At 69.6% G+C, this 20,666-nt stretch carries 22 protein-coding genes; 15 read left to right on the top strand and 7 right to left on the bottom strand.

Annotated elements, in window-relative coordinates; all coding sequences use genetic code 11:
• The first annotated feature begins 43 nt into the window (after positions 1–43).
• Positions 44–2,431 (top strand): GH92 family glycosyl hydrolase, encoded by a 2,388-nt coding sequence (locus ACIRGA_RS30835; protein WP_400947547.1) that lies wholly within the window; start codon positions 44–46, stop codon positions 2,429–2,431.
• A gap of 203 nt (positions 2,432–2,634) precedes the next feature.
• Positions 2,635–3,000, top strand: coding sequence for a DUF3817 domain-containing protein (locus ACIRGA_RS30830; RefSeq protein WP_400947544.1), 366 nt, complete (start codon positions 2,635–2,637; stop codon positions 2,998–3,000).
• A 64-nt stretch (positions 3,001–3,064) separates the two neighbouring features.
• On the opposite strand, the gene ACIRGA_RS30825 is transcribed toward ACIRGA_RS30830, so the two are convergent.
• Positions 3,065–3,565 carry a MarR family winged helix-turn-helix transcriptional regulator gene (locus tag ACIRGA_RS30825; RefSeq protein ID WP_037341773.1) on the bottom strand — a complete coding sequence of 167 codons (501 nt, stop codon included), beginning with the start codon at positions 3,563–3,565 and terminating at the stop codon, positions 3,065–3,067.
• 87 nt (positions 3,566–3,652) lie between these two features.
• Here ACIRGA_RS30825 and ACIRGA_RS30820 point away from each other — a divergent pair, with 87 nt between their 5' ends.
• On the top strand, positions 3,653–3,952 hold the full coding sequence (locus tag ACIRGA_RS30820; RefSeq protein ID WP_400947541.1) for an MTH1187 family thiamine-binding protein: 300 nt from the start codon (positions 3,653–3,655) through the stop codon (positions 3,950–3,952).
• 1 nt (position 3,953) lies between these two features.
• Here ACIRGA_RS30820 and ACIRGA_RS30815 read toward each other — a convergent pair whose 3' ends face one another.
• Positions 3,954–4,370, bottom strand: coding sequence for a hypothetical protein (locus tag ACIRGA_RS30815; protein WP_400947539.1), 417 nt, complete (start codon positions 4,368–4,370; stop codon positions 3,954–3,956).
• A 97-nt stretch (positions 4,371–4,467) separates the two neighbouring features.
• On the opposite strand from ACIRGA_RS30815, the gene ACIRGA_RS30810 reads away from it, so the two are divergent.
• On the top strand, positions 4,468–5,439 hold the full coding sequence (locus ACIRGA_RS30810; protein WP_400947536.1) for a tetratricopeptide repeat protein: 972 nt from the start codon (positions 4,468–4,470) through the stop codon (positions 5,437–5,439).
• A 60-nt stretch (positions 5,440–5,499) separates the two neighbouring features.
• On the opposite strand, the gene ACIRGA_RS30805 is transcribed toward ACIRGA_RS30810, so the two are convergent.
• The gene (locus ACIRGA_RS30805) at positions 5,500–6,969 is read right to left on the bottom strand and encodes a neutral zinc metallopeptidase (protein WP_400947534.1); all 1,470 of its coding nucleotides are present in this window, start codon (positions 6,967–6,969) and stop codon (positions 5,500–5,502) included.
• Between the two features lie 138 nt (positions 6,970–7,107).
• Between ACIRGA_RS30805 and glgP the strand changes: the two genes are divergently transcribed.
• Together glgP and ACIRGA_RS30795 are read left to right on the top strand one after the other, a co-directional pair.
• A complete protein-coding gene (gene glgP, locus ACIRGA_RS30800; RefSeq protein WP_400947532.1) occupies positions 7,108–9,648 on the top strand; it encodes an alpha-glucan family phosphorylase in 2,541 nt (846 codons plus the stop codon).
• Between the two features lie 104 nt (positions 9,649–9,752).
• The gene (locus ACIRGA_RS30795; RefSeq protein WP_400947530.1) at positions 9,753–10,586 is read left to right on the top strand and encodes a hypothetical protein; all 834 of its coding nucleotides are present in this window, start codon (positions 9,753–9,755) and stop codon (positions 10,584–10,586) included.
• A 6-nt stretch (positions 10,587–10,592) separates the two neighbouring features.
• Here the strand turns inward: ACIRGA_RS30795 and ACIRGA_RS30790 are convergent, their stop codons facing one another.
• A complete protein-coding gene (locus tag ACIRGA_RS30790; protein WP_400947527.1) occupies positions 10,593–10,988 on the bottom strand; it encodes a rhodanese-like domain-containing protein in 396 nt (131 codons plus the stop codon).
• Positions 10,985–11,533: a cysteine dioxygenase gene (locus tag ACIRGA_RS30785; RefSeq protein ID WP_400947525.1), complete on the bottom strand. Its 549-nt coding sequence runs from the start codon at positions 11,531–11,533 to the stop codon at positions 10,985–10,987. The genes ACIRGA_RS30790 and ACIRGA_RS30785 overlap by 4 nt, the downstream gene beginning before the upstream one ends.
• A 323-nt stretch (positions 11,534–11,856) precedes the next feature.
• Here ACIRGA_RS30785 and ACIRGA_RS30780 point away from each other — a divergent pair, with 323 nt between their 5' ends.
• The 6 genes from ACIRGA_RS30780 to ACIRGA_RS30755 are packed head-to-tail and all read left to right on the top strand — an operon-like array spanning position 11,857 to position 16,830.
• Positions 11,857–12,669 carry an ABC transporter ATP-binding protein gene (locus ACIRGA_RS30780; RefSeq protein ID WP_400947523.1) on the top strand — a complete coding sequence of 271 codons (813 nt, stop codon included), beginning with the start codon at positions 11,857–11,859 and terminating at the stop codon, positions 12,667–12,669.
• 55 nt (positions 12,670–12,724) lie between these two features.
• Positions 12,725–13,504: an enoyl-CoA hydratase/isomerase family protein gene (locus tag ACIRGA_RS30775; RefSeq protein WP_020630952.1), complete on the top strand. Its 780-nt coding sequence runs from the start codon at positions 12,725–12,727 to the stop codon at positions 13,502–13,504.
• Positions 13,505–13,509: 5 nt separating this feature from the next.
• On the top strand, positions 13,510–14,472 hold the full coding sequence (locus tag ACIRGA_RS30770; protein WP_400947520.1) for a class I SAM-dependent methyltransferase: 963 nt from the start codon (positions 13,510–13,512) through the stop codon (positions 14,470–14,472).
• Positions 14,473–15,642, top strand: coding sequence for a class I SAM-dependent methyltransferase (locus ACIRGA_RS30765; protein ID WP_400947517.1), 1,170 nt, complete (start codon positions 14,473–14,475; stop codon positions 15,640–15,642). It begins immediately after the preceding gene.
• Positions 15,643–15,653: 11 nt separating this feature from the next.
• Positions 15,654–16,418 carry an HAD family acid phosphatase gene (locus tag ACIRGA_RS30760; protein ID WP_400947514.1) on the top strand — a complete coding sequence of 255 codons (765 nt, stop codon included), beginning with the start codon at positions 15,654–15,656 and terminating at the stop codon, positions 16,416–16,418.
• 37 nt (positions 16,419–16,455) lie between these two features.
• Positions 16,456–16,830, top strand: coding sequence for a DUF427 domain-containing protein (locus tag ACIRGA_RS30755; RefSeq protein ID WP_360085083.1), 375 nt, complete (start codon positions 16,456–16,458; stop codon positions 16,828–16,830).
• A gap of 4 nt (positions 16,831–16,834) precedes the next feature.
• Here the strand turns inward: ACIRGA_RS30755 and ACIRGA_RS30750 are convergent, their stop codons facing one another.
• Positions 16,835–17,554, bottom strand: a complete 720-nt coding sequence (locus ACIRGA_RS30750; RefSeq protein ID WP_400947510.1) for a hypothetical protein — start codon at positions 17,552–17,554, stop codon at positions 16,835–16,837.
• A 67-nt stretch (positions 17,555–17,621) separates the two neighbouring features.
• Between ACIRGA_RS30750 and ACIRGA_RS30745 the strand changes: the two genes are divergently transcribed.
• Both ACIRGA_RS30745 and ACIRGA_RS30740 read left to right on the top strand, forming a co-directional pair.
• Positions 17,622–18,398: a helix-turn-helix domain-containing protein gene (locus tag ACIRGA_RS30745; RefSeq protein WP_400947509.1), complete on the top strand. Its 777-nt coding sequence runs from the start codon at positions 17,622–17,624 to the stop codon at positions 18,396–18,398.
• 28 nt (positions 18,399–18,426) lie between these two features.
• Positions 18,427–18,852 (top strand): acyl-CoA thioesterase, encoded by a 426-nt coding sequence (locus ACIRGA_RS30740; protein ID WP_400947507.1) that lies wholly within the window; start codon positions 18,427–18,429, stop codon positions 18,850–18,852.
• On the opposite strand, the gene ACIRGA_RS30735 is transcribed toward ACIRGA_RS30740, so the two are convergent.
• Positions 18,823–19,365 carry a GNAT family N-acetyltransferase gene (locus ACIRGA_RS30735; RefSeq protein ID WP_400947505.1) on the bottom strand — a complete coding sequence of 181 codons (543 nt, stop codon included), beginning with the start codon at positions 19,363–19,365 and terminating at the stop codon, positions 18,823–18,825. The genes ACIRGA_RS30740 and ACIRGA_RS30735 overlap by 30 nt on opposite strands.
• 28 nt (positions 19,366–19,393) lie before the next feature.
• Between ACIRGA_RS30735 and ACIRGA_RS30730 the strand changes: the two genes are divergently transcribed.
• Positions 19,394–20,278: an aminoglycoside phosphotransferase family protein gene (locus ACIRGA_RS30730; RefSeq protein ID WP_400947503.1), complete on the top strand. Its 885-nt coding sequence runs from the start codon at positions 19,394–19,396 to the stop codon at positions 20,276–20,278.
• Positions 20,279–20,666: the final 388 nt, after the last annotated feature.

The raw sequence follows: 20,666 nt of genomic DNA, 5'->3' as shown, positions 1-20,666 counted from the left end.
GGTGAGCAGGCAGCGACAACGTTGTCAGGAGGCGGCCTTTCCCATGCCTGCACGCACTTCGACCCGCGTCGCCGGGTTGCTCACCGCGCTCACCCTCCCCGCCGGGCTGCTCACGCCCGTCGCGGCGGCGGCGCCCGGTGGCGACCCCGTGGACGCGGTCAACACCTTCATCGGCACCAAGGACGATGGCAACACCTTCCCCGGTGCTTCGGCGCCGTTCGGGATGACGCAGGTCAGCCCGATCTCGTCGCATTACGCCGGCTACCGCTACGACGACACCGCGATCCGCGGTTTCGGGCATTTCTTCCTGTCCGGGGCGGGTTGCTGGGAGCAGGGCGGCCTCGTGTCGACCCTGCCCACCACCGGCGCGGTCGGGCCCGGCGCGGCGTTCGACACCGCGAAACCCGAGACGTTCGACCACAAGAAGTACGCCTCGCCGTACACGCACGAGGGCGAGGTCGGGAAACCCGGCTACTACAAGGTGCGGCTCACCGGTTACGGCGGTGTCGACGCGGAGACCACCGCGACCACGCGGACCGGTGCCGAGCGGTACACCTTCGCGAAATCGGGCGACGCGAACGTTTTCGTCAACGTCGGGCAGGCCAACGACAAGGAGCCCGTGACGGCGAGCCAGATCCGCGTCGTCGGTGACCGGACGGTCGAAGGAATGGTGGAGTCGCAGGCGTTCTGCGGCGGGAAGCCGTACAAGACCTGGTTCACCACGACGTTCGACAAGCCGTTCAAGTCCTTCGGCACCTGGTCGCCGACGGGCGGCACGCCGGGTTCGAAGGAGTCCGCCGGCGGTGAAGGGCTGCGCGGCGCGTGGCTGACCTTCGGCGGCGGGCAGGTCACCGCGACGACGGCGATCTCCCATGTGGACGCTTCCGGTGCCCGGCTCAACCTGGCGTCCGAGAAGGGCCGTTCGTTCGACGCGGTCCGCGAGGGCGCCCAGCGTGCCTGGCGCAAGGAACTGTCCTCAGTGGACATCAAGGGCGGTACGAAGGACGACCGCACGGTGTTCTACACCTCGCTCTACCACGCGCTGCTGCAGCCGCTGACCGGCAACGACGCCGACGGCCGGTACCGCGGGTTCGACGACAAGATCCACCGCGCGCTGGGCTGGACGTACTACGAGTTCTTCTCGTTGTGGGACACCTATCGCACGCAGAACCAGCTGCTCGCGCTTCTGCGGCCGTCGCGCGCGAAGGACGTCGCGAAATCCGTGCTCGCCATCCACGACCAGGGTGGCTGGCTGCCGCGCTGGGCCTACGCGAACCAGGAGACGAACACGATGACCGGTGATCCGGTCACCCCGTTCCTGGTCGACCTGTGGCGCTTCGGGGCGTTGTCCGGGCAGGAACTCAAGGCGTACCAGGCACTTCTGCAGAATTCGCGCGAGATCCCGCCCGCGTCCTCGCCGTTCCAGGGCCGCTCGGGGAACGCGAGCTACCAGAAGGACGGGTTCGTCCAGTACGACAAGGACTTCCCGAAGAAGGGGCAGGACACCGACCCGAACCACGGCGCTTCGGCCACCCTGGAGTACGCGCTCGCGGACTGCTCGCTGTCGATCATGGCCGCCGGTCTCGGCAAGAAGGACGACGCGAAGGCCTTGGCGGACAAGGGACGCAGCTATCGCACCCTGTGGGATTCTTCGGTGAGCGATCGCGGCTTCACCGGTTTCTACCGGCCCAAGCTCGAAGGCGGCCGATGGTTCAGCCCGGCGGACAAGCCGTACACCCCGCAGAGCCCGGACGGGTTCCACGAGGGCACGTCCTGGCAGTACCAGTGGCTGACCCAGCAGGACGTCCCCGGTCTCGTCGAGCGTATGGGCGGCAAGGAGAACGTCGGCAAGCGGCTCGACGATTTCTTCGCCTACGGGGATCTGCTCAAGGATCCGGCGAAGACCGTGCGCGAGGAATGGGTCGTCGGTCCGTACAACTACTACAACCAGTTCCGTTACAACCCCAACAACGAGCCGGATCTGCACTCGCCCTGGATGTACACGCTGACCGGGCAGCCGTGGAAGACCTCGGCCGTCGTCCGCGCGGCGCACACTCTGTTCACCAACGCGCCGAACGGTGTCACCGGCAACGACGACCTCGGGACCATGTCCGCGTGGTACGTCTTCAGCGCGCTGGGGCTCTATCCGGCGGTGCCGGGCACCGGGCAGTTCCTGCTGAACGCGCCGCGGTTCGAGAAGTCGGTGGTGCACTTGGAGAACGGCCGCGACATCACGATCAAGGCCGCCGGCGCCGACGGGTCGAAACTCCAGTACGTCCAAGGACTGGGATCCGGGTCGCAGCGGGCCTATGTCGGGTTGGAACAGTTGACGCGGGGGACCACTGTGGACTTCCGCCTGACGGACGACGCGGCGAAGGCGACCTGGGCGACCGGTCCCGAGGGGGCACCGAAATCGCCCTGCGCCGGGTGATCCGAGTGGTTTAGACCGGTTCGTACCGGGGGTCGTGAGGAGCATCACGGCCCCCGGTGTTCCGGTGAGGGCCGTCACGCCTCACACTGGTATTACCACGTCCGACAGCGCTGTTGACGTTCTTGGCGAGTCCGCCTTGGACAGTGCTCGTCGGACGTAGTCATGTATGCACACACAGTGGTGAGACCCCACAGGAGGAGAACGTGTCCAGCAAGGCCGCTCTAGTATTCCGCGTGGCCGCGGTAGCCGAAGCCCTTTCGTGGGCCGGGCTGCTGGTCGGGATGTTCCTCAAGTACGCCGTCAAGCTCGGCGAGGGCGGCGTTCCCGTCCTCGGCATGGTGCACGGCGTCGTGTTCGTCCTCTACGTGCTGGTCTCCCTGTCCGTGGCGAAGCCGCTCGGCTGGCGCCCGAAGACCCTGATCCTGGCCCTGCTCTCCAGCATCCCGCCGCTGTTCACCTGGCTGTTCGAGTCCTGGGCGCTGCGCAACGGCAAGCTGGACGGCCCGCAGCGGCTCACGCACGGTGGTGTCGGCCTGTTCGCCAAAACCCCGGAAACCGCCGCCGCCTGATCTTCTGTCAAGCGCGTGAAGGCCCCCGTCCTGCCGGATGGGGGCCTTTCGCGTGCTTCCGGGGTTATTCGGTGAAGTCGCCGGTGGCCTTGCGGACCTTGGTGAGCAGGTCGGTCAGCTGCTCGGTCTGCTTGCCGGTGAGACCGGTCAGCCCGAAGTCGATCTCGGTGACCGCCTTCGTGGCCTCTTCGCGGCGTGCGCGGCCTTCGTCGGTGATCTCGACCAGCGTGGTCCGGCGGTCGGTCGGATGCGGCACACGCTTGACCAAGCCGTCCTTCTCCAGCCTGTCGACGATGTTGGTGACGCTCGTCGGGTGCAGCTGCAGCCGCTCGCCCATCACGCGCATCGGCAGATGGGACGCGCGGGCGAAGGTCAGCAGGACCAGTGCCTCGTACCGGGCGAAGGTCAGCCCGTGCGGTTTGAGCGCTCCGTCCACCGCGGACTGGATGATCTGTTGCACGCGCATGATCCCGGTCACCGCGGCCATGGTTTCGGACGGCCCGATGCGGGCTTCCCACAGCTGCGCCGCGCGGGCGATCGGGTCGAACGGCAACGGACGGCTCATGGCGCTCGAAGTTACCAGCGGGTACCCGTGCCACGCCGCACCACCGGGTGTTATGCGTGGGAAAACTGTCTGAACGAGGAGCAGAAGATGATCGTGGCCTTCAGCGTCAGCCCGTCCGCGGCCGAGGAGGACGGCGGTGTCAGCGAGGCGGTCGCCCGCGCGGTGAAAGTGGTCCGCGAGTCCGGCCTGCCCAATTCGACCAACGCGATGTTCACGAACATCGAGGGCCAGTGGGACGAGGTGATGGACGTCGTGAAGCGGGCCGTCGAGGCCGCGGGCGAGGGTTCGTCACGGGTCGGGCTGGTACTCAAGGCCGACATCCGGCCGGGTTACGAAGGGCAGCTGACCGCGAAGGTGGAGCGCGTCGAGAAGCACCTGAGCGAATGAGTCAGGGGAGCGGCGGGGTGAACGAGACCATCCACAGCTTGTCCTTGACCGCGATGGCCACCGGATAGCCGAAGGAGCTTCCGTCGCCGAGCTTCCCGCTGACGGTCGCCGAAGTCGGCGCCAGCTCGTCCGGCGCGAACTTCACCGTGACGTCGTGGACGCCGCGGCTCGTCAGCGCGTCGACATAGGACTTCGCGAAGTCGCCCGCCGACGCGGGCGGGTAGTCGATGAGTTCGGAGAGGGCCTCGACGTCGTGCTCGTTGAGCGCGGCGGTGAGGCCCTCCCGGAGCTGCGCGGGACTGGCGACACCGGGGTCGGGCCGATGGGCGATGAGGACCGTGATGACGCTCACCCACGTGATGGCGATGGCGATCGCGACGGCCACGGTGGCCGTCCTGCGTGTCGGAATGTCGATCACCCCCTCGTGGCGAGCCTGCCGGAACCCCGGCGTCCTGCCAAGCGGGCAGCCGGGGGCATGCGGTGAAACGCTCGGGGATGCGTGCCAGGATGGAACCGTGACACACCCACGCGGATCAGCATCGAAGACGGCGGCCCTCTCCGCCGCGCTTTCCGGCGCGGTCGACCTTTCCGCGCTCAAGGCGCGTGCCGAGGCGCCCCAGAAACAGCCCCCCGCCCCGCCGCGGCCCGCGGACGGTGGCGCGCCCGGCGCCCCCGCCACGGCGGGCTCCGTGATCGACGTCACCGAGGCGACCTTCCAGGCCGAGGTCGTCGAACGCTCCCTGCAGCAGCTGGTGGTCGTCGACCTGTGGGCCGAATGGTGCGGCCCGTGCAAACAGCTCAGCCCGGTGCTGGAGCGCCTCGCCGCCGAGTCCGGCGGTGCCTGGGTGCTCGCGAAGGTGGACGTCGACGCCAACCCGCGCATCGCGCAGCTCTTCGGCGCGCAGTCGATCCCGACGGTCATCGCCATCGGCGGCGGCCAGCCGGTCGACGCGTTCTCGGGCGCCCTGCCCGAACCCGAGATCCGCAAGTGGCTCGGTTCGCTGCTCGACGCGCTGCGCGACCGGCTGCCCGGTATCCAGGCCGCCGAGGAGAACGGCGGCGGTGTCGAGGTGCCGGAGGACCCGCGGTTCACCGAGGCCGAGGAGGCCTTCGAACGCGGTGACTTCGCCGCCGCGCAGGCGGCCTACGAGCGCATCCTCGACGTCGAACCGGCGAACGAGGAGGCCAAGACCGCGCTCGCGCAAGTCAAGTTCACCGCCCGCGCCGAGGCCGCCGGCCCGGACGCGATCGCGAAGGCCGACGCCGACCCGGCCGACCTCGACGCCCAGCTCGCCGCCGCCGACCTCGAAGTCGCGGGGCAGCAGCCCGAGGCAGGCTTCGCGCGGCTGATCGCCGTCGTGCGGCGTACCGCGGGCGACGAGCGCAACAAGGTGCGGGAGCACCTGGTGGCGCTGTTCGAACTGTTCGACTCGGCGGACGAGCGCGTCATGAAGGCGCGACGGGATCTGGCGAGCGCGCTCTACTGAGACAAGCCTCGTGAGTGGTAAGGGCGGTTCTAACCGTCCTTACCACTCACGAGCCCATGATCAGCCGTACTGCTGCGAGCAGACGGACGAGCTCTCCAGGTAGCCCTTCCGCAGGGCCTCGACCCGCTCGAAACCGTTGTCCACGCGCTTGCCGTTGACGTCGGCCGAGACCAGGCTCTCCGGGTCCAGCAGGTCCGAGATGGCCTCGTCGAGGTCACCGGCCGAAAGCCGCAGCGTCGCGCCGGGCACGGTGCTGGCCTTCGCCCACGCGCCGACCAGGCAGGCGGTGCGCAGTCCCGCGTTCGCGTTGTCGATCGACGCGCCGACACCCTTCTGGATGCCCATCGCGTACCGGGACGCGATTTCCGAGAACGCGGCGAAGTCGCCCCTGCCCTCGCTGTGCCCGCTTTCCCATTCCGCCTGCTGGTCGACCGGCTGGGCGAGTTCGCGCAGCTTGGCCATGTCGATGCTGACGGTGTTGTTCGACGGGCAGTACGACGCGGGCGGGGTGCTGGGGCCGCCGGGGCAGCTGCCGTTGCCGTCCTCGGTGATCTCCGGGCCGGGGACACCCGCGCCCTTGAAGGCCTCGTCGAGGCTCTTCTTCAGGATCCCGATGATCTCGGCGTCGAGCTTCTCGTCGCCCTTGCCCTTGTCACCCTTGTCGAACGGGCGCTCGGTGATCCGCGCCTTGATGTTCTCCTCGTTCATCGCGGCGCATTCCTTCGGGCCCTTCTCGAACCCGACCTGGAACGCGAACGTGCGGTCGAACGCCGTGCCGTGCGCGCCCTGCTTGGTCGCGCTGGTGCCCGCCTGGTCGCGGATCAGGAACAGCGACGCCATGACCTGGTTGAGGCCTTCGGAGGTGGAGACCCGGTAGTGCTTGCTCTTGTCCTCGGCGACCCAGCGGAAGTAGCCGCCGGCGAAGCAGTCGGCCTGCTGTTCCTTGACGATCGACGGGGTGTTCTTCTTGATGCCCGCCTTCTCGGCGAGCCGGTACTGCACGGCGTGCCCGAGCTCGTGCGACAGCACGACGGCGCCCGCCATCTTCCCGAACCGCTCGCGCAGCATGGGCAGCAGCACGCCGCGGTCCCACGCCACCAGGTCACCCGGCGGGCAGTAGAACGCGTTGACGAGCTTCTTGACGCTCCCGCATTCGGTCTCTTCGTCGTCGGTCTTCGCGCTGTAGGACAGCAGCGACTTCAGCGGCTCGTACGGCTGGCCGAAGTCGCGCGGCATGACCTCGCTCCAGTAGGCCTGCGCGTCGGCGATCGCGGCGATGGCGAGCTGGTCGTCTTCGGAGCCGTCCTCGTTGCGGACCTGCAGGTCCGGCTTGGGCGCGTTCGGCTTCAGCCCGCTCTCGAAATGCGTGACCGGCAGACCGGCGATGTCACCGGCGCCCGGCTGGCTGCCCTGCTGGCCGGTCGGGCTTCCCTTGTCGCTGCAAGCGCTCAGCCCGAGGGCCAGCACCGTCACGACCGCGACCAGAGCCGGGCGGCGAAAGCCCCGCGCTCCCCCTTGGATCATGTTCACTCGCTTGTCGTCAGGGCCCCGACCGGGCCGCGTACTCCGGCAAGCAGGGACCCTACCCAGCGCTTATGGCCCGCGTGCAGGTAATCCCCGAAGTGGGTCTTGAGCGGGGCGGGGTCCGTGCCGATATGGTCGCTCCTCATGAGAGCAGTCCGCCGGTTCACCGTCCGCGCGAGCCTGCCGGAGTCGCTCTCCGGCCTCGGTGACCTCGCCACGAATCTGCGCTGGACCTGGCATCCGCCCACCCGCGACCTGTTCGCGTCGATGGACGCGGAGCTGTTCAACCGCGTCCGCGATCCGCTGCGGATGCTCACCGCCCTGCCCCCGGCCCGGCTCGACGAACTCGCCGTCGACGACGCGTTCCTCGCCCACGCGCGCGAGGCGGTCGCCGATCTGGACCGCTATCTCGCCGAGCCGCGCTGGTACCAGAAGCAGGACGACCCCGATCTCCCGTCCGCCGTCGCGTACTTCTCGATGGAGTTCGGTGTCACCGAGGCGCTGCCGAACTACTCCGGCGGCCTCGGCGTGCTCGCCGGGGACCACCTCAAGGCGGCGTCGGACCTCGGCGTGCCGATGGTCGGCGTCGGGCTGCTCTACCGCGCCGGGTACTTCCGGCAGGCGCTGTCGCTCGACGGCTGGCAGGTCGAGCACTACCCGGTGATCGACCCCAACGCCTTCCCGCTGGAGCTGCTGACCGACGGCGGCGAACCGGTGCTGGTCGACGTCGCGATGCCCGCCGGGCGCACGCTGCACGCGCAGATCTGGAAGGCTCGCGTCGGCCGGATCCCGCTGCTGCTGCTGGACACCGACACCGAGGCGAACGACGAAGACCTGCGCGCCGTCACCGACAGGCTGTACGGCGGCGATGCCGACCACCGCATCCGGCAGGAGATCCTGTCCGGGATCGGCGGCTTCCGCGCGGTGCGGCGCTACTGCGAGCTGACCGGGCATCCGCAGCCGAAGGTGTTCCACACCAACGAAGGCCACGCCGGATTCCTTGGGCTGGAACGGGCCCGCGAGATCATCCAGGCCGACGGGCTGGCGTTCGACGAGGCCCTGCCCGCCGTCCGCGCCGGCACCGTGTTCACCACGCACACGCCGGTCAGCGCCGGTATCGACCGGTTCCCCGTCGATCTGGTCCAGCGGTACTTCACCGACGGAAGGCTGGTTCCCGACGTCGACCCGCGCCGCGTGCTCGCGCTCGGCGCGGAGGACAACCCCGGCCTGTTCAACATGGCGCATATGGGGTTGCGGCTGGCCCAGCGCGCGAACGGCGTCTCGGCGCTGCACGGCCGCGTCTCGCGGCGGATGTTCTCCCGGTTGTGGCCCGGCTTCGACTTCGACGAGGTGCCCGTCTCGTCGGTCACCAACGGCGTCCACGGGCCGACCTGGGTGGCGCGTGAACTGAGCGCGCTGCTCGGGCGCAACCACGAGGAACTGGGCCTCGACGGGGCGCAGGGCAAGCCGCTGCGGGACGGCGTCTCCGACGAGCAGCTGTGGGCACTGCGGCGGGAGCTGCGGGAGAAGCTGGTCGCCGAGGTGCGGCGCCGGGTGCGGGCCGCGTGGATGCAGCGCGGCGCGTCCGCGCTCGAACTCGGGTGGACCGACACGGTCTTCGATCCGGACGTGCTGACCGTCGGCTTCGCGCGCCGCGTGCCGACGTACAAACGGCTCACGCTGATGCTGCGCGACCCGGAGCGCCTGCGCGCGCTGCTGCTGGACGAGCGGCGCCCGATCCAGCTCGTCGTCGCGGGCAAGTCGCATCCGGCCGACGAAGGCGGCAAGCAGCTGATCCAGCAGATCGTCCGGTTCGTCGACGATCCCGAGGTCCGGCGCCGGATCGTCTTCCTGCCGGACTACGACATGTCCATGGCGCGCTACCTCTACCGCGGCTGCGACGTCTGGCTGAACACGCCGGTCCGGCAACTGGAGGCGTGCGGCACCTCGGGGATGAAATCCGCGCTCAACGGCGGCCTCAACCTGTCCATCCGCGACGGCTGGTGGGACGAGTGCTACGACGGCAGCAACGGCTGGGCGATCCCGACCGCGGACGGCGTCACCGACCCGCTGCGCCGCGACGAACTGGAGGCCGCGGCGCTCTACGACCTGCTGGGCCACCAGATCGCGCCGCTGTTCTACGACCGCGACGCCGGTGGCGTGCCCGGTGGCTGGATGTCGATGGTGTGGCACACGCTGGAGACCCTCGGGCCGCGTGTGCAGGCTTCGCGGATGGTGCGGGAATACGTCGAATCGGGTTACCTGCCCGCCTCGCGCATGGTCGCGGAGGCCACGGGTGACGGCTATCGCGGCGCGCTGTCGCTGGCCGACTACCGGACCAAATTGGACGTCTCCTGGCCGCGGGTGCGGATCTTCGACACCGAACTGCTGGTCGAGGATTCCGCGCCGATGGTCACCGGTACCGAGGTGACGATCCGGGCGCGGATCGACCTCGCCGGTCTCGAACCGTCCGAAGTGGACGTCCAGGCCGTCGTCGGGAAGGTGGGCGACGGGGACGAATTGAGCGACCCAGTCACCGTGCCGATGTCGGGGGACGGGATCGGCGCGTTCGCGGCGCGGCTGAAACTGCCGCATCCGGGCTCGATCGGCTATACCGTCCGCGTGCTGCCGAAACACCGTCTGCTGGCCACGTCGGCGGAATTAGCCCGCGTCGTCCACGCTTAGTCCGGTACCGAACAAAAGAAACCGCTGATTCTCGATTTCCGCCGAACAATACGGATCGGCCCGGTGAAATAGACTTTGCCGGGCCGATCCCTAATGGCGGAGGAATGGTGGCTTCGGCTAAGGAAACGAAAACATCGCGCAGGGCCAAGGACCGGCTGCACCATGTCCACGCCCGCGCCGGGATCCGGCAGGATGGGCTGCGCCGCGCGCTGGGGCCCGAACTGCGGGGTATCTGGGGGATCGCCGAGGACGCCGAGCCCGGCCGAGTGCGCGAGATCGTCCTGCTGCGGCTGAACCGCGTTCTCGAGCGGTTCGCCGACCCGCTCATGCCCGAGATCGTCTGGACCGCGTACAACCTCGGCGTGGATCCGGTGCACGGCGGGGCGGGCATGGTCGGCCGGATCAGGACCATGGTCGGCCGCGGCCGGGTCGCGGTCTCCGAACGGACCTGCACCAGGCGGTTCTACGAATTCCTGGCGAGTGTCAAGAACAGCCTGGACGGTTTCCAGGAGGATCTCACCGGCGAAGACTTCAGGCTCGCTTCACGGTGGATCACCGAGAACATCCGCCCCGAGCGGGAGCAGACCGGCGGAATTCCACGCGATCCCGTCCCGTCGGTCATGCGGATGTTCCTCGACGGCACCGTATGGGGCCCGGCGGACGAGGCCGGCGCCCCGATCCCCGCCCGCCTCGGCGCGCACGGCGAGTGGTTCTGCGTCTTCACCGACGAGCGGCTGCTGGCCGAGTACCGCGCGATCACCGGCGCGGGGTGGGCCCGCATCCGGCACCGGACCGGCCGCGAAGTCGTGCTCGCGGCCGCCAGGCGCGACGCGGCGACAGGGGTGCTGGTCAACCCCAAACCGACGCGGGGCGCCGGGATCCACGCCGCGCTCCCGCTCTCGCCGGATTCGATCGCCCGGCTGGCGATCCGCCGCTAGCGCGTGTTAGGGAACGGCGGGAGTGCCGCCTTCCCGGATCGGGAGGCCCGCCGAACGCCAGGCGCGGAACCCGCCTTCGAGGTCCGTCGCGCCCGGCAGGCCGAGCCGCCGCAGATCGGCGGCGGCGAGGCTCGACGCGTAGCCCTCGTTGCACACGACGATCACCGTCGAGTCCGGTTCCACCTGCGGCAGCCGCCACTCGCTGTCCGGCGCGAGCCGCCATTCGAGGTGGATCCGCTCGACGACGACCGAGCCCGGGATCTCGCCTTCTTCGAACCGGTTGACGTGCGGGCGGATGTCCACGATCAGGGCGCCGTCCCGCTGCAGCCGCAGCGCCCGCTCGGGCTCCGCCCGGTCCAGTCCGGACCGGGCCGCGGCCAGCTGTTCGTCGATAGCGCTCATCGGCCCAGTATCGGGGCCAGCGAGGGGATCTCGGCGGGAACGTCGGCGAGTGTGGCGTATTCGCGGGTCGCGACCAGCGGTGGCGAGTAGGCGTGGACGCTGGCGGCGGGCTCGGTGCCGATGCCGGTCACCTGGTGCGCGCGGCCCGCGCCGAAGCCGATGCCCTCGCCCGCGACGTGCGTGCGGCGCCGGACGGGGCCGCCGGGGTAGCGGTACTCCTCGCCGAGTTCGCCCTGCAGCACGGTGAACGAGCCGGACGCGCCGCCGTGGTCGTGCGGTTTGGTCCGCTGGCCGGGCAGCCACGACAGCAGCCACAGCTCGACACCGTCGGTCAGCGCGAGCCGCGCCCACCAGCGGCGGTCGGCGTTGAAACGCAGCAGGCCGCGCAGGCCAGAGGTCAGTTCGGTGGTGACGGTGGAGGTCAGGTCGGCCAGTTCCCGGGGCGTCCAGAGCAGACGGTCGGGGTGCAGCAGTTCCGGCAGCAGCGGGTCGACCAGCTGCGGGTGGATCTCGAAGTCCTGGCGGGGCGTGATGGACGTGGTCACGGAGAGGCTCCTCGTGAAGGTTCGCGGGCTCGGAAGCAGGGCCGAACGCGGCGCGACACGGGGTGCCGTCGGAAGAGCGGAGGGCTCAGCCGTGTCGCGCGGTGGTACACCCGCACGAGGCGACGAGGAGCAGATCGATGGCCCGGCGGCGCCAGAAAGAGCCCCCGATGACGGGGAAGGCGGCGGACACGGACCTGATCACGTGCTCGATGCTGCCACAGCCACCGCACCAGGGTCGCTTCGTCCCACTCCCTGGACCAGCCGCTTTCCGCCGACCGGCGGCCCGGTGCACACACGCGCGCGAGTGCGGACACAATGGGCGCGTGAGCGAGCCGATCCAGCCCAGCGAACTTGACGACCTCGTGGTGAGGATGACCGGTGTCGGGGTCCGCCGAACAGGCAACGACCTCCTCGCCGACCTCGATTGGACCGTGGAACTGGACGAGCGCTGGGTGGTGCTCGGCCCGAACGGCGCGGGCAAGACCACGCTGCTCAGGCTGGCCGCGGCCGAACTCCACCCGACCTCGGGAACGGTCGACCTGCTCGGCGACCGGATCGGCAAGGTCAACATCTTCGAGCTGCGCCCGCGCATCGGGTTCACCTCGGCCGCGATCGCCCAGCGGGTGCCGGGTGAGGAGCGCGTCGTCGACGTCGTGGTGAGCGCCGGTTACGCCGTCGTCGGCCGCTGGCGTGAGGAATACGACAGCCTCGACACCGACCGCGCGCTGGAGCTGCTGGGCGCGCTGGGGATCGCGCACCTGGCCGAGCGCACCTTCGGCACGCTGTCCGAGGGCGAGCGCAAGCGGACCCTGATCGCGCGTTCGCTGATGACCGACCCGGAGATGCTGCTGCTCGACGAGCCCGCCGCGGGACTCGACCTCGGCGGCCGCGAGGACCTCGTCGCGCGGCTTTCGGAGCTGGCCCTCGACCCCGAGGCCCCGGCCATGGTGCTCGTCACCCATCACGTGGAAGAAATCCCGCCGGGATTCACCCACGCGCTGCTGCTGCGCGACGGCCGCGCGGTCGCCTCCGGTCTCGTGGACGACGTCGTGACCAGCGACAACCTGTCCAAGACGTTCGATCAGGACCTCATGCTCGAACGGTCCGGTGATCGCTTCTTCGCCCGTCGCCGCTGACGGGTCGTACTGACCGGTAGCCTGCAATCTGTCTTGGACGGTTAAGGAGGACGGCGTGGGAGAGTTCGTAAGTCTCGAGGTCGAAGGCGGGGTCGGCACGATCCGGCTGGACCGCCCGCCGGTCAACGCGCTGAACAACCAGGTGCAGGCCGAGCTGGCCGAGGCGGCCCGTGAGGCCTCCGAGCGCGACGACGTGCGCGCCGTGATCCTTTACGGCGGCGAGAAGACCTTCGCGGGCGGCGCGGACATCAAGGAGATGGCCGAGCGCACCTACCCGGAGATCGCGAAGTTCGGCGCCGCGCTGACGGCGTCGCTGGCCACCATCGCGAACATCCCGAAGCCGGTCGTCGCGGCCATCACCGGTTACGCGCTGGGCGGCGGGCTCGAACTCGCGCTGACCGCCGACCGCCGGATCGCCGGCGACAACGTCAAGGTCGGCCAGCCGGAGATCCAGCTCGGCGTCATCCCCGGCGCCGGCGGCACGCAGCGTCTCGCGCGGCTCATCGGGCCGAGCAAGACCAAGGACCTCGTGTTCACCGGACGCTTCGTGAAGGCCGAAGAGGCCCTCGCGCTGGGCATCCTCGACGAGGTCGTCGCGCCGGACGACGTCTACGCCGCCGCGCACAAGTGGGCCGCGCAGTTCGCGAACGGCCCGGCTGTGGCGCTTCGCGCCGCGAAGGCCGCCATCGACGGCGGTCTCGACACCGACCTCGCGAGCGGCCTCAAGCTCGAATCCCACCTCTTCGCCGCGCTCTGGGCGACCGAGGACCAGCGCAACGGCATGAAGTCGTTCATCGAAAACGGCCCTGGCAAGGCCACCTTCGAGGGGAAGTAAGCACGATGACCCAGGTGAACGACCCGGCGCCGAACCCGCACGCCACCGCCGAAGAGGTCAAGGCCGCCTTTGACGACCCGAAGCTCGCCAACGTGCTCTACCACGACTGGGAAGCCGGGACCTACGACGAGAAATGGTCCATCTCCTACGACGAGCGCTGCATCTCCTACGCGACGGACGTGTTCAACGCCGTCGCCGGTGAAGACGGCCAGCCGTACCCGACCGCGATGGAACTGGGCAGCGGCACCGGTTTCTTCCTGCTGAACCTGATGCAGGGCGGGGTGATCAAGAAGGGTTCGGTCACCGACCTCTCGCCGGGCATGGTCCAGGTCGCGCTGCGCAACGCCGAGAACCTCGGCCTCGACGTCGACGGCCGGGTCGCCGACGCGGAGCGGATCCCCTACGAGGACAACAGCTTCGACCTCGTCGTCGGGCACGCGGTGCTGCACCACATCCCGGACGTCCGCGCGGCGTTCGCCGAGGTGCTGCGGGTGCTGAAGCCGGGCGGCCGGTTCGTCTTCGCGGGCGAGCCGACGAAGGTCGGCGACTTCTACGCGCGCAAGCTCGGGCAGATCACGTGGTACCTCACCACGAACCTGACCAAGCTCCCGGTGCTGAACGGCTGGCGTCGCCCGCAGGAGGAGCTCGACGAGTCCTCCCGCGCGGCCGCGCTGGAGGCCGTGGTCGACATCCACACCTTCGACCCGTCCGACCTCGAGTCGATGGCCCGCGGGGCGGGCGCGCAGGACGTCCGCGCGGTCACCGAGGAGTTCGCCGCGGCGCTGGCGGGCTGGCCGATCCGGACCTTCGAAGCCGCCGTGCCGCAGGAGAAACTGACCCTGCGCTGGCGTCTGTTCGCGTACCGGCTGTGGCTGCGGCTGTCCGCTTTGGACAAGAAGCTGCTCGCCAAGCTGCTGCCGCGCGAGCTGTTCTACAACGTGATGATCACCGGTACCAAGCGGTCGTAGGTGCCGTATCGGTTCACACTCGACGACGTCGCCTTCCTGCGCTCCGGCGCGGGAAGCGCGGCGCTCGCCGAATGCTCGTCCCTGCCGCTGACCGACAAGACCCGCATCGCCGACGTCGCCGCCGTGCGCCGGATCGCCCCGGACCACGCGGCCGCGGTACTGGAAACGGTGGTGCTGCGGCGGAAATCGTCGCCGAAACTGGACTCTGCGGGCTCGTGGCTGTTCACCGGAGACGCCCTCCAGCAGGCCAGCGCCACGCCGGTCGCCCGGCACCGGGCTTCGCGGCTCGCCGGTCGCGACGTGCATGACGTGACATGTTCCGTCGGCGCGGACCTGATCGAGATCGCCCGCGTCGCCTCGACGGCGCTGGGATCGGATCTGGACGAGGTCCGGCTGGCGATGGCGCGGCACAACGCCGCCGAGGCCGGGGTTTCGCCGGCGTTGCTCAGGGCCGACGCGCTGCGGCCGGTCAGCCGGTCTTCGGTCGTCGTCGCCGACCCGGCCCGCCGTGACTCAGCCGGACGCCGGGCGTGGAAGCCCGCCGATTTCCTGCCACCGCTGGACGGCCTTGTCGACGCGTATCCGGGGCGCGAGCTTTCGGTCAAATGCGCGCCGGGTCTCGATTTCACGATCGCGCCCTGGGCGGACGAGGTCGAACTGGTCTCTTTGGACGGGCAGGTCCGCGAGGCGTGCCTGTGGCGCGGCGTGGGCTCGACGGTGTCGCGCCGGGCGACGGTGTTGCGTTCGGACGGTGCACAGTGGACGGTCACCGACGCCGACCCCGACGAGATTCCCGCGCGGGAGCCGGGTGAATGGATCGTCGACCCCGACGGCGCCGTCGTCCGGGCGGGACTGGTGCGGCATTACGCGGCACGGCACGGCTTGTGGCAGCTCGACGAACGCATCGCGTATCTGACCGGGGACACTCCGCCGCCGGGAATCCGGGCGTTCCGGGTGTTCGAGTACGGACCGTACAGTGAGAAGAATCTTCGTGTACTGCTGAAAAAACACGATATCGGTCGGCTGGAGATCCTCGTCCGCGGTCTCGACATAGACCCGGATGCCTTGCGGCGCAAGCTGAAGCCTCGCGGTGGTGAAGAAGCGACTTTGGTACTGACCAGAATCGGTCGTTCTGGAGTAGCGTTCCTTTGCCGCGCACAGCTGACGTGAGGAGCATTTCCATGAGCCGGTTCACCGGTCTGCTGAAACTGGCCGCCGCCGCGGCCGCCGGAGCCGTTCTCGCGGGCGGTGCCACCGCCGTCGCGAACTCCGACGACGCCACCTGGCGCCGGGGGCACGAGCCCGCCAACATCGGCCAGGTCAAACTCGACGTGAAGGCCTATTACGGCGATGTCGTGGGCAGCGACGGCAAGCATCAGTACTCCGAAGGCAGCCGGTTCGTTTCCGACACCAAGCGCCAGGTCGAGGACGCCAAGCGCTATCTCACGCGGCGGCTGGACCGCGGCGTGAAGAACCCCGCCGTCGTGTTCGACGTCGACGACACCGCCGAAGTCACCTACGGCTGGGAAGCGGACAACGACTTCGGCTTCGACCCGAAGAAGCAGCAGGAAGCGATCGACAAGGGCACGTTCGTCGCGAACAAGCCGGTGCTGGAACTGGCGAACTGGGCCGCGCAGCGCGGCGTGAAGATCTACTTCCTGACCGGGCGCAACGAGTTCCAGGGCCCGCAGTCGCTCAAGAACCTCGCGAACGAGGGCTACCCGGCGCCGACGGGGGCGTTCTTCAAACCGAAGACCACCGCGCCGGACTACCTGCCGTGCGGGCTGACCTGCACCACCGTCCAGTACAAGTCGGGCACTCGGAAGCACATCGCCTCGACCGGCGCGACCATTCTCGCCAACTTCGGCGACCAGTTCAGCGACCTCGAGGGCGGCTACGCCGACTTCCCGGTCAAACTGCCGAATCCGATGTACTACCTGCCCTGACGGGAATATCCGCGCGTTCGGCGTCGCTGTGCCCGGTATGTCTGACAAGAAGGTGTTGAAGCCCAGCGCGGACCACCCGATCACGGTGGCGCCGAACGAGGCGCGAGTGGTCGTCACCGTCGGCGGCAAGGTCGTCGCGGACAGCGCGAACGCGCTCACGCTGCGGGAGGCGAACTACCCGCCCGCGCAGTACATCCCGCGTGCCGACGTCGACTTCGACCTGCTGGAGCGGACGGATCACTCGACGTACTGCCCGTTCAAGGGCGACGCGTCGTACTACAGCATCCGCACCGGCGACGGCCTCGCCGAGAACGCCGTCTGGACCTACGAGGCGCCGCACGACGCGGTCGCCGAGATCAAGGACCACGTGGCGTTCTACCCGACGAAGGTCGACGCGATCGAAGAGCGCTGACCGTTCACGGGAGCCGGTTGATCCGGTCCCCGTCGGCCGCCAGCGAGGTGTCGGGCTCGATGGGCCAGGCCTCCAGGCCGGGCGTGTCCAAGAGCGCGGCGATCAGGGCCTCGTCACCCGCGACGAGGGTCGAATCGAAGTCGACCTCGGTGGCCACGCACCACGCGCGGTCGTCCGGCCAGAACAGGTTGGGCGACTGCGCCTCGAACCAGTGCGGCCGGGGCCGCCAGCCGAGTTCGGTCGCGGACGTCAGCGGCCCGCGGAAGAGCAGGTAATCCCGGCCGGGATGGCGCAGGCGCGGCGCGGCGAGGTGTTCGCGGGACAGCGTCGCCTCGTCGGCCCAACCGTAGCCCTCCCAAAGGCAGAACCAGGCGTCCGACGTGGACGTGTGGTCGCCGAGCACGGCCAGCAGCGCGGTGAGGCTGTGCGTCGGCAGCGTCCCACGCCCCGGCGGGGAGCCCCGCCAGAGCGAGCCGGTGAGATTCACCGGATCCGGGGAGCCGACGAGCGCGTGCCACTGCATGGCGCCATGGGCCCGCCGTCCCGTCTCGGCCGCAGCTTCGCGCCAGCTCGCCCAGCCACCGCGATCGCGCTCGGCGGGATGGCAGAGGCGCGCGTAGGCGGCGTAACCACGTGGAACCGTGCGGCCCGCCGCGCCGAACGCGCCGCCGAGCCTGGACGAGATCCACTCGGCGGGGGACGGGTCGAGCACCGGCAGCAGCACGACGGCAAGTCTTCAGCAAGATCAAACGATGCGCATCTTGTCGGTGGGCGGGGGCATACTGCCGGACGTGGGTGTTCCGCTGCGCCGCCGTTCGGGTCGTTCGGTGTACCGCGAAAGCAGGCCGGGCGCGGCGGTGGCCGGCGTCGTCGAGAGCGCCTGGACGGGGTTGGTGGGCTGCCGTCGTCCGCTGAGGGTGTTCCCGGACGGCTGTGTGGACCTCGTGTGGGACGGGCGAGAGCTCGCCGCGGTCTCGACGGTGCGCGGTGTGGTGCGGCAGGATCTGCCGTCGGCGGTGTGGACCGCCGGGCTCCGCCTGCGGTGCGGCGTCGGCGGCGCGGTGCTGGGCCTGCCGATGACGGAGCTGGCGGCGGGCGCCACCCCGCTGCGCGACCTGTGGGCCGCTGGGGCTCGCCGCGCGGAATCCAAGCTGGCCGAGTGCCGGACGCCCGGCGAGGCACGGTCGGTGCTCGAAGCGCTGGTCGCCGAAAGGCTCCGGGACGTCGAGGTGGACGGGCTGTCGATCGTCGCCGCTCGCGCATTGCGTGCACCCGGCGCCCGCACCGATCGCGTGGCGGCGGAGCTGGGCGTGAGCGAGCGCGGCCTTCGGCGGCATGTGCGGCACGACGTCGGCGTCGGTCCGAAGGAACTGCAGCGGGTGCTGCGGTTTCACGGATTCCTCAAGCGGGTCGAGGCCGTGGCGCGCGACCACGCGTCGCTCGCCGACGTCGCCGCCGACGTGGGCTACGCGGATCAGTCCCATCTCGGGCGGGAATGCCGCCGGCTGTCGGGCGCGTCGCCCGGCGCGCTCGTGCGGTCCTGGACTGGCCGAAACGTTCCAGACTGACGCGGCCCGCCGAGGCGAAGATCGGGGAGTGCTCGAACCTTTCCGCGTCACCATCGACATCCGTACGGACGATCTCGACCTCAACGGTCACGTCCGCGGCCCCGCCTACCTCGCGTACGCCGATCACGCGCGCTGGGAATGCGTCTGGGCGGCGGGAGTGGACCCGTTGGCGCTCAAGGCCGGGAACCTCGGCCCGGTCAACCTCGAAACGACGATCCGGTTCCGCCGCGAGCTCCGCGCCCGCGCGCGGATCGACGTCCTGACCCGGTTCGCCTGGGAGCCGGGCAAAGTGTCACGGGTCGTCCAGGAGTTCGTGGCGCCGGACGGTGCCGTCGTGGCCGAGGTGGAAAGTGTCTCCGGACTGATGGATCTCGAACTACGGCGCCTGGTCCCGGACCCGGGACGGCACTGGGGGAAGTACGCTTCACGGCCGGAGGTCCTCGGCTTGCCGTGACTCGGCCACCCGCTTTTCGTAGAGGCTGGTGGGCCATTTCGCGCCAGGCGGGTCCGCCACGTGCTCGAAGCCCGCGCGCTCGTAGTACCCGCGCAAGGCCGGGTTGTCCCTCGTGGTCGCCACCCGGACGAAGGTCTTGTGGTGAGCCGCGGCCTTCTCTCCGACCCAGTCGATGATCCGGACCCCGAGCCCGGCCGCTTCCCGCGCCACCGCGAGGCGGCCCAGATAGTAGGCCGGTTCCTCGGTTTCGCCCCAGAGCTCGGGATCCGCCTCGGACACCGCACAGGTCGCGACCCGCCCGCCGGACCCGACGATCAGCAGCGCCTCGCCCGCCTGGATCTGATGCCGCACCGACTCCAGGGGAAAACGTTGCGGCCATTGATGAATCCCGCGCGCGGCCAGCCAGGCGGCGGCGTCGGCGAGGAGGTCGAGCACGACGTCCTCCTCGCCCGCCCTGGCCGGGCGGATGGTGGTCTCCGGGGTGAGCGGCTCGGGACCGGCGAGGATCGGCATGTCCCGATGATGCCCCGGCGATGGTTGGATGTCCGTCGTGGTCGACGAGAACCTCGTGCGGAAGCTGATCGCGGCACAGTTCCCCCGGTGGGCCGGGCTGGCGATCGAACGATGGCCTTCCGGCGGCACGGTCAACGCCATGTTCCGCCTGGGCGACGACATGGCCGTGCGGTTGCCGCTGACCAAGAGCGGCGCGAAGGACGTGGCGCTGGAACAGAAGTGGCTGCCCCGGATCGCACCGAGGCTGCCCACGCCGATCCCCGAGGTGCTCGGGGCAGGGGTGCCCGCCGACGGATACCCGTGGCCGTGGTCGGTTTACCGCTGGCTGCCGGGCGAGAACCCACTGCCGGAAGCGCTCGGCTCACCCGTGCCGCTGGCCGAAGACCTGGCCGAATTCGTGCTGGCGATGCGGCGCGTCCCGCCGTCGCCGTCACTGGCGCCGAAAGCGCACCGCGGCGGACCGCTCGCGACGTTGGACGCGGAGACGCGATCGGCGATCGAAAGCCTGCGCGGGATCCCGGAAGAGAACGTCGACTGCGACGCCGTCCTGGCTCTCTGGGAGACGGCTCTGCGAGTCCCGGCGTGGGAGGAAGCGCCGGTGTGGCTGCACGCTGATCTGATGCCGGGCAATCTGTTGGTGTCCGTGGGCAGGCTGTCCGCGGTGATCGATTTCGGCTGCATGGGAGTGGGCGATCCGGCCTGTGACCTGTTTCCGGCGTGGAATCTGCTGCCCTCTTCCGGGAGGGAAGCCTTCCGGGAAGCGCTGGGCGTGGACGACGCGAGCTGGAACCGCGGCCGCGGCCGGACGCTTTCGCAGGCGCTGATCGCGCTGCCGTACTACCGCACGACCAACGAGGCCATGGCGGGCAACGCGCGGCACGTGATCCGGGCGGTGCTCGACGACGTTGGGTGATCCGCTGCCGGGGCGCTCCGTGAAGCGTTTTGGTTTTACGGTTCCAGAATGACGAGGATCCGATCGAGCTGACGGTCCACCCGGCTCGCGACCATCTGGTCGCGCCGGTCGTTGTGGAGCCGGAAGTCAAACGTGTCGTGGTGAGACCGCGAACAAGGAGGCCTTCGGCGCGAGGCACGGGCGCCGACGTCGCCCTGCTACCCCTTGAGTGTCCACACAGGACCGTTCCTGGTGTCCAAATGCGGGTTTGATGTTCGCATGGCCGGTTTTCCGTGGGGTCGTGAGTGGCAAGTGGGGTTGTAAAACCCCAACCCCACCAACCCCCCCCCCCCCCAACGGGTGGGTTTTCCCAAAAAGCGAAATTATGGACAAGGCAAATAATTATTTG

It is taken from the genome of Amycolatopsis sp. NPDC102389, assembly GCF_044765885.1.
Classification (GTDB): Bacteria; Actinomycetota; Actinomycetes; order Mycobacteriales; family Pseudonocardiaceae; genus Amycolatopsis.
This window is presented reverse-complemented; position numbering and strand designations above follow the sequence as displayed.

What these genes read in the sequence shown, in the direction of transcription:
- ACIRGA_RS30730 (WP_400947503.1), top strand. Translation starts at nt 19,394, where the DNA reads ATGTCCGTCGTGGTCGACGAGAACCTCGTGCGGAAGCTGATCGCGGCA.
- ACIRGA_RS30760 (WP_400947514.1), top strand. Translation starts at nt 15,654, where the DNA reads ATGAGCCGGTTCACCGGTCTGCTGAAACTGGCCGCCGCCGCGGCCGCC.
- ACIRGA_RS30755 (WP_360085083.1), top strand. Translation starts at nt 16,456, where the DNA reads ATGTCTGACAAGAAGGTGTTGAAGCCCAGCGCGGACCACCCGATCACG.
- ACIRGA_RS30835 (WP_400947547.1), top strand. Translation starts at nt 44, where the DNA reads ATGCCTGCACGCACTTCGACCCGCGTCGCCGGGTTGCTCACCGCGCTC.
- ACIRGA_RS30790 (WP_400947527.1), bottom strand. Translation starts at nt 10,988, where the DNA reads ATGAGCGCTATCGACGAACAGCTGGCCGCGGCCCGGTCCGGACTGGAC.
- ACIRGA_RS30825 (WP_037341773.1), bottom strand. Translation starts at nt 3,565, where the DNA reads ATGAGCCGTCCGTTGCCGTTCGACCCGATCGCCCGCGCGGCGCAGCTG.
- ACIRGA_RS30735 (WP_400947505.1), bottom strand. Translation starts at nt 19,365, where the DNA reads ATGCCGATCCTCGCCGGTCCCGAGCCGCTCACCCCGGAGACCACCATC.
- ACIRGA_RS30770 (WP_400947520.1), top strand. Translation starts at nt 13,510, where the DNA reads ATGACCCAGGTGAACGACCCGGCGCCGAACCCGCACGCCACCGCCGAA.
- glgP (WP_400947532.1), top strand. Translation starts at nt 7,108, where the DNA reads ATGAGAGCAGTCCGCCGGTTCACCGTCCGCGCGAGCCTGCCGGAGTCG.
- ACIRGA_RS30820 (WP_400947541.1), top strand. Translation starts at nt 3,653, where the DNA reads ATGATCGTGGCCTTCAGCGTCAGCCCGTCCGCGGCCGAGGAGGACGGC.
- ACIRGA_RS30795 (WP_400947530.1), top strand. Translation starts at nt 9,753, where the DNA reads ATGGTGGCTTCGGCTAAGGAAACGAAAACATCGCGCAGGGCCAAGGAC.